This is a genomic window from Streptomyces yongxingensis, assembly GCF_055597465.1.
Window position 1 is genome coordinate 4398758 of sequence record NZ_CM145717.1, and the last position, 12144, is coordinate 4410901.

The 12144-nt window shown below is 70.1% G+C and carries 11 protein-coding genes; 6 read left to right on the forward strand and 5 right to left on the reverse strand.

Features of this window, described 5'->3' with window-relative positions:
* Nucleotides 1-26: 26 nt before the first annotated feature.
* Nucleotides 27-1685: an APC family permease gene (locus ACZ6TD_RS18460; RefSeq protein ID WP_471355298.1), complete on the reverse strand. Its 1659-nt coding sequence runs from the start codon at nt 1683-1685 to the stop codon at nt 27-29.
* A gap of 232 nt (nt 1686-1917) precedes the next feature.
* Nucleotides 1918-2670, reverse strand: a complete 753-nt coding sequence (locus ACZ6TD_RS18465) for a GntR family transcriptional regulator (protein ID WP_471355300.1) — start codon at nt 2668-2670, stop codon at nt 1918-1920.
* A 322-nt stretch (nt 2671-2992) separates the two neighbouring features.
* Here ACZ6TD_RS18465 and ACZ6TD_RS18470 point away from each other — a divergent pair, with 322 nt between their 5' ends.
* Nucleotides 2993-4435 (forward strand): M1 family metallopeptidase, encoded by a 1443-nt coding sequence (locus tag ACZ6TD_RS18470; protein WP_471355301.1) that lies wholly within the window; start codon nt 2993-2995, stop codon nt 4433-4435.
* Nucleotides 4436-4557: 122 nt separating this feature from the next.
* On the opposite strand, the gene ACZ6TD_RS18475 is transcribed toward ACZ6TD_RS18470, so the two are convergent.
* The 3 genes from ACZ6TD_RS18475 to ACZ6TD_RS18485 form a co-directional block, all read right to left on the reverse strand.
* Nucleotides 4558-5184 carry an NADPH-dependent F420 reductase gene (locus ACZ6TD_RS18475; protein ID WP_471355303.1) on the reverse strand — a complete coding sequence of 209 codons (627 nt, stop codon included), beginning with the start codon at nt 5182-5184 and terminating at the stop codon, nt 4558-4560.
* Nucleotides 5185-5265: 81 nt separating this feature from the next.
* Nucleotides 5266-7164: a propionyl-CoA synthetase gene (locus tag ACZ6TD_RS18480; protein ID WP_471355305.1), complete on the reverse strand. Its 1899-nt coding sequence runs from the start codon at nt 7162-7164 to the stop codon at nt 5266-5268.
* A gap of 144 nt (nt 7165-7308) precedes the next feature.
* A complete protein-coding gene (locus ACZ6TD_RS18485; RefSeq protein ID WP_471355307.1) occupies nt 7309-8055 on the reverse strand; it encodes a creatininase family protein in 747 nt (248 codons plus the stop codon).
* Nucleotides 8056-8305: 250 nt separating this feature from the next.
* Between ACZ6TD_RS18485 and ACZ6TD_RS18490 the strand changes: the two genes are divergently transcribed.
* From ACZ6TD_RS18490 to ACZ6TD_RS18510, 5 genes are all read left to right on the forward strand, one after another.
* Entirely contained in the window at nt 8306-8983 is a 678-nt protein-coding gene (locus ACZ6TD_RS18490) for a TetR/AcrR family transcriptional regulator (protein WP_471355309.1), read from the forward strand.
* A gap of 354 nt (nt 8984-9337) precedes the next feature.
* Nucleotides 9338-9541 carry a cold-shock protein gene (locus tag ACZ6TD_RS18495; protein WP_471355311.1) on the forward strand — a complete coding sequence of 68 codons (204 nt, stop codon included), beginning with the start codon at nt 9338-9340 and terminating at the stop codon, nt 9539-9541.
* Nucleotides 9542-9811: 270 nt separating this feature from the next.
* Nucleotides 9812-11326 (forward strand): DEAD/DEAH box helicase, encoded by a 1515-nt coding sequence (locus ACZ6TD_RS18500; RefSeq protein ID WP_471355313.1) that lies wholly within the window; start codon nt 9812-9814, stop codon nt 11324-11326.
* Between the two features lie 46 nt (nt 11327-11372).
* Nucleotides 11373-11771, forward strand: a complete 399-nt coding sequence (locus ACZ6TD_RS18505) for a CBS domain-containing protein (RefSeq protein ID WP_471355315.1) — start codon at nt 11373-11375, stop codon at nt 11769-11771.
* A gap of 46 nt (nt 11772-11817) precedes the next feature.
* Nucleotides 11818-12126: an SCO5918 family protein gene (locus ACZ6TD_RS18510; protein WP_471355317.1), complete on the forward strand. Its 309-nt coding sequence runs from the start codon at nt 11818-11820 to the stop codon at nt 12124-12126.
* The last annotated feature ends 18 nt before the right edge of the window (nt 12127-12144 follow it).

Below are 12144 nucleotides of genomic sequence, written 5' to 3' on the forward strand. Positions count from 1 at the left end.
CAAGGAGGCACTCATCCGGCCATGTCTCAGACGCCCGCTCCGGCCTTCGCCCGGTCGCCGTCGCCGCCCTCGCCCGCCTCGTCGGCCGGGGCGGTGCCCAGCTCGCGCTCGGCCTCCAGCAGCGTCGGATTGCGCCATGCGCTGCGTACGCCCCAGAAGTAGAAGGCCAGCCCGATCAGCGCGACGATCACGATGTCCCAGCCGGCCGGCAGATAGCCGCGGCCGCCGAACTCCTTGCCGCCGGCCCACGACACCGCCGCCATGACCAGCAGATACGTGACCATCCAGGCGCCGGCGGCGAGATGCGGCCGCAGCTCCGCCCACGGCTTGCGCAGCTCGTACCAGGCCCAGATCGGCAGCCCGATCGCCATGATGAAGATGACCTTGCCGGTGAGCGGCCAGCGGGCCCAGTACAGCACCAGCGAGCCGAAGACCATCGCGATCGGCGCGATCACCGGCATCGCGCGCAGCCGCACCGGACGCGGCAGCTCCGGGGAGAGGCGGCGCAGCGACATCACGGCCACCGGGCCGGTGATGTACGAGATCACGGTCGCGACGGAGACGATCTCGGCCAGCGAGCCCCAGCCGCGGAAGACCGCGAGGAAGAGGAAGGCGATCGCCAGGTTGAGCAGCAGCGCCGGGCGCGGAATGCCGGTCTTGGGGTCGACCTTGCCGAAGATCCCCGGCAGATGGCCGTTCTCCTGGACGCCCTGGATCATGCGCGAGGTGGTGGCCGCGTAGATCATGCCGGTGCCGGACGGGGAGATGAAGGCGTCCGCGTACAGCAGCATCGCCAGCCAGTTCAGGCCCCAGGCCAGGGAGAGATCGGCGAGCGGGGAGTTGTAGGAGAGCCCGGACCAGCCACCGTGCGCCAGATCGGCGGCGGGGACGGCGGTCAGGAAGGCGATCTGCAGCGCGACGTAGATCACCAGCGCGATGAGGATCGAGCTGATGACGGCCTTGGGCAGCGACTTCCCCGGGTTACGGGCCTCGCCCGCCATGTTCAGCGGCGACTGGAAGCCGTTGTAGGCCCAGACGATGCCGGAGACGGCGACCGCGGTGAACACGGAGTTCCAGCCGTTGGGGGTGAAGCCCCCGTTGCCGGTGACATTGCCGGTGTCGAAGTGCGACAGCAGCAGCGCCCCGGCGGTCAGGGTCGGCACGACCACCTTGAAGACGGTGATCGCGGTGTTGGTCTTCGCGAAGAGGGTGATCGCGAACCAGTTGAGGAAGAAGTAGAAGAGCAGCAGCACGGACGCGAGCGCGACACCGCTGCCGGTCAGCTCCTTCCCGTCGTACAGCGCCTTGGCCCAGCCGAAGTCCCAGGAGGACATGTACTGCACGGAGGCGGTGGCCTCGCCGGGGATCACGGAGACGATGGCGATCCAGTTGGCCCAGGCGGCCAGATATCCGGCCAGCGAGCCGTGCGAGTACTGCCCGTACCGGACCATGCCCCCGGCCTTGGGGAACATCGAACCCAGCTCGGAGTAGGTCAGGGCGATGGTCAGGGCGACGGCGGCGCCGATCACCCAGGCCAGAATGGCGGCGGGCCCGGCCAGCGCGGCGGCGCGCTCGGCGCCGAACAGCCAGCCGGAGCCGATGATCGACCCGAGACCCACGGCGGTGAGGGCCACCGGTCCGAGTGACCTTCGATAATGCGAGTGGGAACCCTGCTCCGTGCTCAAGTTCCTGGCACTCCTTTCGCCCCCCGACGACCGGACACAAACCGATCCATCGTAAGAGCGAAACGGATGATCCCCTTCCAGTAACCCCTTTCACCTGCACTGATGTGAGTTTTGCAACAGGTGGCGCGGGAACCGCGCCGCGGTTTCGGTGGGGGCGGTCCAACTGGCGAGCAGGCGCAGGGCCTCGGCGGAGGCGGTGCCGGTCGGTGAGCACCGACGGCAGGCGAAGGGTTCACTTCACCGGCAGCCGGTAGGCGATCCGATAGCGCTCCGCCAGCACCACCACATCGGCGGTCTCCACCGGGCGGCCGCCCGCGAAGTACGTACGCGAGATGACCATCACCCAGTGGCCCGGCACCCCGCCGAGCGCCAGCACCTCCTCGGCCCGGCCGGGGCGGGCGCCGACCTCTTCCGCCATGTTGTCCACCACCAGGTCGAGGGCGGCCATCCGGTCGACGACCCCGCGCCCGGCCAGCGGGCCCTCCTCGGGCAGCATCACGGGCGTACGGCCGGTGAGCGCGAGCGGCTCCCAGGAGGTGGAGAGCATCACGGCCTCCCCCCGCGAGCGGAACACATAGCGGGTGCGCATCACCCGCTCCCCCACCTCGACCCCCAGCCGCCCGGCGATCTCGCCCCCGGCCGCCTCCTGCTCGCTCTCGGCATCCCAGGTGCCGGTGATCCGGTCGTCGGCCTGCTCCTGCCGGAACGGCGTGGTCTCCCCGGCGGTGTGGAACCCGCCCCGGACCACCCGCCGCGGCACCGGCTGCGCCCGCACATACGTCCCCGACCCGGAACGCCCCTCGACCAGCCCCTCGGCCATCAGCACCTTGCGCGCCTCGAGCGCCACGGTGTCCGAAACCCCGTACTCCTCCCGGATCCTGGCCTGGGAGGGGAGACGCGCATGCGGCGGCAGCTCACCCGCGGTGATCTTCTTCCGCAGATCGTCGGCGACGCGGAGGTATGCGGGCTGGTCACCAAAGGCCACGTGCACTCCCTGGGTTGACAGTCAGCAACAGCTTGGCAACTCAGGGTTGCCGAATGCAACTGAAGGCCAGAGCTTCACTAGAAGTGGTGAACTGCAGCTCAGAGACGTTTAAGTCGCTCAAGGTCGGTGAGCGGCCCGACGCCGGACACCTCACCGGCCTTTGCGACCGTGACGCGGTGTCGTGCCATCGGCGGTCCCGCGCGTTTCGGCCCGTCGGCGCATTACGCTCCTGAGGAGCAGCCGCCGAAGCGTAGGGGACCGAGATGGACCACGAACCGCCGCCGGAGTGGGCGGAGCCCCCGGCGCCCGGACCGGAGCGGGGATGACCAGGTCACGCGCGGCGGCCACGGCGACTCGCCACTTCTCGCGGGTGCTGCCCGGTGTGCTGCTCCTCGCGCTGTGCGCGGGGTGCACCAGCGGTGCCGGGGCGCAGGACGCGGGCGGGGCGTCCGGCGCCGGGGCGGGTGGCGCGGGCGTCGGCGACGCGCTCTTCCCGCGGCTCGGCAACGGCGGCTACGACGTGCGGGGCTACCGCCTCGCCCTCGACTACGCGCCCGGCTCGCGCCATCTGAAGGGCACCGCCCGGATCACCGCCCGCGCGGACCGCGCGCTGAGCTCCTTCCACCTCGACCTCGCCGGGCTGCGGGTGCGGAAGGCCACGGTGAACGGCCGTCCCGCCAAGGCCGCCCGCAGCGGCACCGAGCTGGTGCTCACCCCCGCTGCGGCCCTCCCCAAGGGCCGCACCTTCACGGCCACCGTCGTCTACGACGGCGAGCCGAAGACCCTCACCGGCGAGGACACCGGGAAGGAGGGCTGGATCCGCACCCACGACGGCGCGGTGGCCCTCGGCGAGCCGACCGGCTCCATGACCTGGTTCCCCGGCAATCACCACCCCTCCGACAAGGCGGCCTACGACATCGCCGTCACCGTCCCCCAGGGTTACACCGCCGTCTCCAACGGAGAGCTCAAGGGCCAGGAGACCCGGGGGCGCCGCACCACCTTCCGGTGGCACAGCGGCGAACCCATGGCGAGCTATCTGGCCACGGTCGCCATCGGCCGCTTCGGGATCCGTACGACGACCACCGGCAAGGGCCTGCCCGCCTACGTGGCCGTCGACCCCACCGAGGCCGTCGGTGCCAAGGACATCGCCCAACAGGTCGACGACGTCATCACCTGGGAGAGCCGCACCTTCGGCCCGTACCCCTTCTCCTCCACCGGCGCCGTCGTCGGCCACCTCCCCGGCCTCGGCTACGCCCTGGAGACCCAGACCAAGCCGTTCTTCGACGCGGCCCCGGACAAGACGCTCGTCGTCCACGAACTCGCCCACCAGTGGTTCGGCGATTCGGTCACGCCCCGGGTCTGGAAGGACATGTGGCTCAACGAGGGCTTCGCGACCTACGCCGAGTGGCTGTGGGAGGAGGACCACGGCGGCCGCACCGCCCAGCAGATCTTCGACGACTTCTACCACGGCACCGACGACGAGAGCGAGGGCATCTGGGACTTCCCGCCCGCCGACCCCCCGACCGTCGCCAGCGTCTCCGACCCGCCCGTCTACGGCCGCGGCGCGATGGTGCTCCACCAGCTCCGCCGGGCCGTCGGCGACCCGGCCTTCTTCACCATCCTCCGCACCTGGCTGAGGGACCACCGGCACGGCAACGCCGACACCAGGCAGTTCATCGAGCTGTGCGAGGAGAAGTCAGGCAAGGACCTGACCCGCCTCTTCCACGTCTGGCTCTACGGCGAGGGCAAGCCGAAGAAGCCCTGACGGCGAGGGGAGGTGACGCCCTCTCCCCACGCCGGAACGGCTGCCGTTGAGCCATGACCGCACTGCCCGGTGCGGCGTCCGCGACGCGCGGACGCGAGGCCCTCGGGCGGCGGGTCCTGGGCTCAGGCGACGCTCAGCAGGGCGCTGGTCTCGGCGGAGGACATCTCGGTGGCGTAGACGCGGCTGCCCGGCTGGTGCTTGCGGCCGCCCTCGCCCAGGTGGCCGGCGTCCACGGGGTCGAAGCCGATGTCGCGGATCAGCCCGGCCACGGCGGCCTTGGCCTCCTCGTCGTTGCCGGACAGCGGGATGGCCACCCGGTCGGTGGCGCCCTTGGGGCGGGCGTGGTCGCGGAGGTTCTCCCAGTAGATCGCGTTGAACGCCTTGACCAGGTTGGCGCCGGTGTGGGCCTGGATCTTCTCGCTCGAGGTGGTGGCGTCGGCGTCGAGCTCCGGGTCGTACCCGTCCCGTTCGGGGTAGTAGTTGCAGGTGTCGATGACGACCTTGCCGCGCAGCGGCTCGGTCGGCAGCTCCCGGTAGCGGCCGTAAGGGATGGACACGACCACGGCCTCGCCGACCCGGGCCGCCTCCTCGGCGGTCACCGCGCGGATCGGGCCGCCGATGTCGGTCACCAGGCCGGCCAGGGTTTCCGGGCCGCGGGAGTTGGCGATCGCCACCTCGTAGCCGATCGACGCGAAGTGGCGGGCCAGCGTCGAGCCGATGTGGCCCGCTCCGATGATTCCGATGCGCACGGCGTTGCTCCCCTCCTCGTCTGTGGTGGGCTCCCAGCCGGGTTACCCGCGCCCCGCGGATCATGCATCCGCGGGGGACCGTCAGACGTCGTCGCGGAGTACCGGGCGCAGCGCCTCGATCACCGCGGGATCGTCGATGGTGGAGGGCAACTCGGTGTCCCGGCCGTCGGCGATGTCGCGCATGGTGCGGCGCAGGATCTTTCCCGAACGGGTCTTGGGCAGCGCCGCGACCACGTCGACCCGGCGCAGCGCCGCCACGGGGCCGATCGTCTCCCGGACGGCGGCGACGAGTTCCGCGGCGATGTCCCGCGGATCGCGGTCGAGGCCCGCCTTGAGCACGACCAGACCGCGCGGCACCTGCCCCTTGAGCGGGTCGGCGACGCCGACGACAGCGCATTCGGCGACATCGGGGTGAGCGGCGAGCACCTCCTCCATCGCGCCGGTGGACAGCCGGTGCCCGGCCACGTTGATCACGTCGTCGATGCGCCCCATGACGTACACGTAGCCGTCGTCATCCTTACGGCCGCCGTCGCCGGTGAGGTAGTAGCCGCTGTAGGCGGACAGGTACGAGCGCACATACCGCGCGTCGTCCTGCCACACGGTGAGCAGCGTGCCGGGCGGCAGCGGCAGCCGGATCGCCACCGCGCCGTCGGCGCCCGGCGGCACGTCGCGGCCCGTCGCGTCGAGGATGCGCACGTCGTAGCCGGGCATGGGCACGGTGGGCGAACCGGCCTTGAGCGGGTGCGGCTCCAGGCCCATGGGGTTGGCGACGATCGGCCAGCCGGTCTCGGTCTGCCACCAGTTGTCGACCACCGGAACGCCGAGCAGGTCCGTGGCCCAGCGGTAGGTCTCCGGGTCCAGGCGCTCGCCGGCCAGGAACAGGTGGCGCAGCGATCCGATGTCGTGGGCGCGCAGCAGCGCTCCGCGCGGGTCCTCCTTCTTCACCGCGCGGATCGCCGTCGGTGCGGTGAACAGTGCCGTGACACGGTGTTCGGCGATCACCCGCCACAGCGCACCGGCGTCCGGAGTGCCGACGGGCTTCCCTTCGTAGAGCACGGTGGTGCAGCCGGTGAGCAGCGGTGCGTAGACGATGTAGGAGTGGCCGACGACCCAGCCGACGTCCGAGGCCGCCCAGAAGACCTCACCGGGGTGGGTGTCGTACACGTTCTCCAGGGACCAGCGCAGCGCGACCGCGTGGCCGCCGTTGTCGCGCACCACGCCCTTGGGCCGGCCGGTGGTGCCGGAGGTGTAGAGGATGTACAGCGGGTCGGTGGCGGCCACCGGGACGCAGCCGACCGGCTCGGCGGTCGCCATGGCCTGGTCCCAGTCGAGGTCACGGCCGGTCATATCCGCCGTGCACTGCGGCCGCTGGCGGATGACACAGTGCTCCGGCTGGTGTTCGGCCAGCGCGAGGGCATCGTCCAGCAGTGGCTTGTACGGCACGACGCGGGCCGGTTCGATGCCGCAGGAGGCGGCGATGACGAGCTTGGGGCGGGCGTCGTCGATGCGCACGGCGAGCTCATGCGCGGCGAACCCCCCGAAGACGACCGAGTGGACGGCGCCGACGCGGGCGCAGGCCAGCATGGCGACGACCGCCTCGGGAATCATCGGCATATAGATCACGACGCGGTCGCCCTTGCCCACGCCGAGCCCGGTCAGCACCCCGGCGAACCGCGCGACCTCCTCACGCAACTCCCGGTAGGTGAACGCCGCCTTGCGGCCGGTGACCGGGCTGTCGTACACCAGCGCGAGTTGCTCGCCGCGCCCGGCGTCGACGTGGCGGTCCAGAGCGTTGTGGCAGGTGTTCAACCGTCCGTCCGGGAACCACCGGTACAGCGGGGCCTCCGACGCGTCGAGGGCCCGGGCCGGGGCGACGGTCCAGTCGATGGCACGGGCGGCGTCCAGCCAGAAGCCTTCCGGATCCTCCAGGCTGCGCCGGTACTCAGCCGCATAGCCGTCCTGCTTCGGCGCCTGCGTCATGTCGATGCCCCTTGTCCTCGTTCCGTCCGCGCCGTGCCGGGGGTGCCTCCCGCCGGCGCCCGCGCCCGTCCCGTGCGGGCGGGCGTGCGGGCCCGTGGGCGGCACCACGGTCAGCCCGGCGGTTGTGCCCGCCGGGCGCCAGGGTTATTTCATCAGCCATTCGGCGATGGCTTCTGCGCATGCGTCCAAAATGGCTTCGCCCTTCTCCGCGGACGCCCTGCGCGCGTCACCCGCCACCCCCGACGACGTGACCGTGTGGAACGGCCGTGGTACGTGGATCGCCTCGCCCGGATCCGACTGGAGCGCGATCTGCGGGCCGACCGCCTCAGCGAGCCGTCCCTCGTCGACGAGGTCCGGCGCGATCGCCATCGCCATGGACGTCTCGCCCTCGCAGGCGTGCATCAGAGTGTCCTGGTCCTCCAGAATCTCCGCGATCCGCGCCTGCCCGGCCGTGAAGTAGCTGGTGACGGCGATGGGCGCGGACAGTTCCCGGGAGATGTCACCGCTGATGGCGTTCAAGGCCGTGATATTGCCGCCGTGGCCGTTGACGATGAGGATCTTGCGGAAGCCGGCCATGAGGATGGAGCGGCACACATCGCGCAAGAGCGCGTGGTACGTCGCCAGTGTGAGGGTGAAGGTGCCGCCGAACTCGACATGGTGGTCCGCCAGCCCGCACCAGAGGGACGGAGCGACGGCCACGGGCCTGCCCTGAGCAACCATGATCCTGGCTGCCCGTCGGCATGCCTCCGCGCTGAGGAAGTCATCGACACCGGTGGGCAGGTGCGGACCGTGCTGCTCGGTGGAGCCCACGGGAAGCAGCACCGGTGCGTCCTGGGCCGCCAGCTCCTTGAGAGCGCGGGCGGTCATGCGGTTCCAGAGGACCTCTGGCATGGGGGTGTCCCTTTCCTGGCGGGCTTGGCGGAGGTCAGTGCGTGTTTTCGGGAATGACGGGGGTGCGGACCCGGCGGGGGGGTGCGGACCCGACGGGGGCATCCGGCCGGGCGATGGCGGCGCGGGCCGGACGAATTTGACTGGACAGTACAGTCCAAGTTTGAGGTTGACAAGGGTCCCGGCAGACCCCGGATCCCTGCAGCGCGCCGCACTAGACTGGTGCGTCCAGTACAGAAAGAGGTGCCTGACGGTGACCCCCGCGCCCTCCCAGCCCGCCCGGCAAGGCAAGGGCCGCTCCCGCAACAGAGTGAAGATCCTCGCGGCGGCGAAGGCGCTCTTCCTGCAGGACGGCTATGACGGTGTGAACCTCGAACGGGTCGCCACCCAAGCCGAGGTCGCCCGGCAGACGGTCTACAACCAGTTCGGCAGCAAGGAGGCGGTCTTCCGCGCGGTGATGGAGCACCACTGGTCCAGCCTGCCGCTCGGGGACCTGTCGTCGCGCCTCGAAGAGAGTCTGGGGAGCGACGGCGACCCGGCCGGATTCCTGCGCCAGTTCTCCGAGATCCTGCTGACCTTCATCGACGACACGGACCAGGTCGCCTTCACCCGGCTGGTGATCGCCGAGTCCCGCCGGAGCCCGTGGATCGCCGAGGAGTTCTACCGGGTCGGCAAGGAGCCGTTGACCAAGGCCCTCGCCGACTGCCTACAGCGTCTGCACGAGACCGGGAAGATCAACTGCCCGTCCCCGGGGCTGGCGGCACATCAATTCCTGGGACTCATCCAGGAATTCATCATCTGGCCGCAGGTCATGGCGATCGGGCCGGACGTCATGAACATCCCGCCGTTCGACGTGGTCGTCGAGGAGGGAATCACCATGTTCCTCAATCGCTACGGGGTCCGCGACCAGGCGGTGCCCGGCGGATCGTGACGCCCGGCAGCAACAAGGGGAACTGCCCGTCGTCGGCCTTCCGACCGCCGCTCGGCCGTGTTCCGGGCAGATAAAATCTGTGGTGGCGAAATGAGAAATCGACGCAGCGGGCGATGAAAATTTCTGATGTGACAAACGGAGCGTAATGATTTAACATGCGCGGCCGCAGGTGCCGTGCTACTGTTGGCGCCAGTTGCAGTTGTGGTTCCCGAAATCTTCAAGCGCCCTCACGGCTTTCCATGCCGATGGCAGTTTTCTGTATTTACCGGTCAATTTCCGGGCTGGGCAATCATCGCGCGACGCGGAGTCCGCACAGTGCGGGCTCCGACCACTGCCCCAAAGGAGATGTGACACATGGCCACTGGAACCGTGAAGTGGTTCAACGCGGAAAAGGGTTTCGGCTTCATCGAGCAGGACGGTGGCGGCGCTGACGTGTTCGCCCACTACTCGAACATCGCCGCCCAAGGTTTCCGCGAACTTCTGGAAGGCCAGAAGGTGAGCTTCGACGTCGCGCAGGGTCAGAAGGGCCCGATGGCCGAGAACATCGTTCCCGCCTGAAGCTGACGCGCGCAGTGAGCAGCTGGGGCCCGCGCCTTGGGGTGCGGGCCCCGACTCGTCGCGCCGCACGGCGCGGTCCCCCCGTCACGCCACACTCGACGCCCGGCCTCTCCGACCCGGATCGCGCCGCCCGCTTCAGAGTCCCAGCCGGTGAGCATTCCCTCCGGCCGGACCCGTTTCAGGATTTGTATTGGCCCGTTCTTGCGATTCTCCGCGCCGCTGAGCGCTGCGGGAATTCCTTGATGCGTGCCGCTTCGAGGAAGGTTCCGCATGAACCGCACACGTACGAACGCCCGTTCCGCCCCCACCCGTACCGGCAGTTCCGGCTTCCGAAAGGGTGGCGGCCGCTCGGGAGCCACGGTCTCCAAGCGCTCCGGCAGTCCGAGCCGTTCGCGCGGTTACGGGGGCCGCACCGCCGCACCGCGGGGGGAGTTCGCCCCGCCAGTGACGATCAGCCCCGCACTCCCCGCCGTCGAGACGTTCGCCGATCTCGAGATGCCTCGGCAGCTACTGGCCGCGCTCGCCTCCGAAGGGGTGACCGTACCGTTTCCGATCCAGGCGGCGACCCTGCCGAACTCCCTCGCGGGTCGTGACGTACTCGGCCGCGGGCGCACCGGATCCGGTAAGACCCTGGCCTTCGGCCTGGCGCTGCTGGCCCGTACGGCCGGCCGACGAGCCGAGCCCCGGCAGCCGCTGGCACTGGTGCTGGTGCCCACCCGGGAGTTGGCACAGCAGGTCTCCGACGCGCTCACTCCGTACGCCCGCTCCGTGCGGCTGCGGCTGGCCACGGTGGTCGGTGGGATGTCGATCGGCAAGCAGGCCAGTGCGCTGCGTGGCGGGGCGGAGGTCGTCGTCGCGACGCCGGGCCGGCTGAAGGACCTCATCGAGCGAGGCGACTGCCGCCTGAACCAGGTCGGCATCACCGTCCTGGACGAGGCCGACCAGATGACCGATATGGGCTTCATGCCGCAGGTCACAGCGCTGCTGGAGCAGGTGCGCCCGGAGGGGCAGCGGATGCTGTTCTCGGCCACCTTGGACCGCAACGTCGACCTTCTGGTCCGCCGGTACCTGGTCGACCCGGTGGTCCACTCCGTTGACCCGTCCGCGGCCGCGGTCACCACGATGGAGCACCACGTGCTGCATGTGCACGGCGCCGACAAGCATCAGGTGACCACGGAGATCGCGGCCCGAGAGGGCCGAGTGATCATGTTCCTGGACACCAAGCACGCCGTCGACCGGCTCACCAGCCACCTGCTGGAGAGCGGCGTACGGGCCGCCGCACTGCACGGGGGAAAGTCGCAGCCGCAGCGCACCCGGACCCTGGCCCAGTTCAAGACGGGGCATGTGACGGTCATGGTGGCGACCAATGTCGCGGCACGCGGGATCCATGTCGACAATCTCGACCTGGTGGTCAACGTGGACCCGCCCAGTGACCACAAGGACTACCTTCACCGGGGAGGCCGCACGGCCCGCGCCGGCGAGTCCGGCCTCGTCGTGACCCTGGTGACGCCCGGCCAGCGCCGCGACACGGTCCGTCTCATGTCGGACGCCGGGATCCGCCCTCGGACCACCCAGGTCCGCTCGGGTGAGGCCGAACTGAGCCGCATCACCGGCGCGCGCACTCCGTCGGGCATTCCGGTCGTCATCACGACGGCGGGGGCGGAGCGCCCCAAGCGCGGCGTCCCCGACTCGCGCCGGCGCAGCCGTGCCGCTGGGGACCGCCGGACCGGCCGGGCGACACACCGTAAAGCTCAGCGGCAGTCCGCCCTCGGCACGGCAGCCTAGAACCTTCTTCGATCAGGACTCTTGCCCATTCCCCAAGGAGGCCCCTTTGACGCTGGTTCAGATGATGCCGCACCCGGCGGATGTCGCCACCGAGGCTGTGGTCGACGCCATGGACGCGCCCGGCCCGCAGGTCTGGGACGACATGACCGTAGAGGTGGCCATGTCCGTCATGGCCGGTGCCCGTTCCGAGTACCTGCTCGTCTGCGACGAGGACGGCCGGTGCACGGGCCTGATCACTCAGGCCCAGCTCACCGTCGTCCGCGACGGCTCCGCATACACGGATCGGGTCCGCCTGCGGGACATCTTCGGCGACAGCGGACCGTTCACCTCGCCCATGACCACGATCGCCGAAGCCGAGCACACGATGCGGCACGGGCGGCTCGGGGCCCTGCCCGTCGTCGACGAGCACGGCTGGGCCGTGGGTATTCTCGCCCTCTCACGCTGATCCGCCTCCCCCGCTCAGACCTTCTCCCTCTACCTGTGAGGCACCCATGCGCTGCGTCATCGCCCGTTTCCCGTTCGACCTGACCAAGAATGGAGTGCTGGCGTCGATGAAGGGCGTCACACCCGAGCTCGTCACGGGAGAGTCCGTGATCATCGGCCGCCGCCAGTACCCCGTGAAGCAGGTGGGCGAGGTCATCACCGGGCAGGACCGTCGTGACTTCACCGCCGGCGAAGTCACCAGGGCCATGACCCGTCTCGGCTTCACGTGCCGTGCCCTCCCCGAGACCTCACCCGCGGACGGCCGCACTCCGCTCGAGCAGGCGTCGGCTCAGCTCGGCACCTCCGCGCCCAGCTAACCGGCGGGACAGGCGGAA

Coding starts and splice junctions, on each gene's coding strand:
- ACZ6TD_RS18480 (WP_471355305.1), bottom strand. CDS start 7,164: ATGACGCAGGCGCCGAAGCAGGACGGCTATGCGGCTGAGTACCGGCGC.
- ACZ6TD_RS18485 (WP_471355307.1), bottom strand. CDS start 8,055: ATGCCAGAGGTCCTCTGGAACCGCATGACCGCCCGCGCTCTCAAGGAG.
- ACZ6TD_RS18510 (WP_471355317.1), top strand. CDS start 11,818: ATGCGCTGCGTCATCGCCCGTTTCCCGTTCGACCTGACCAAGAATGGA.
- ACZ6TD_RS18495 (WP_471355311.1), top strand. CDS start 9,338: ATGGCCACTGGAACCGTGAAGTGGTTCAACGCGGAAAAGGGTTTCGGC.
- ACZ6TD_RS18500 (WP_471355313.1), top strand. CDS start 9,812: ATGAACCGCACACGTACGAACGCCCGTTCCGCCCCCACCCGTACCGGC.
- ACZ6TD_RS18470 (WP_471355301.1), top strand. CDS start 2,993: ATGACCAGGTCACGCGCGGCGGCCACGGCGACTCGCCACTTCTCGCGG.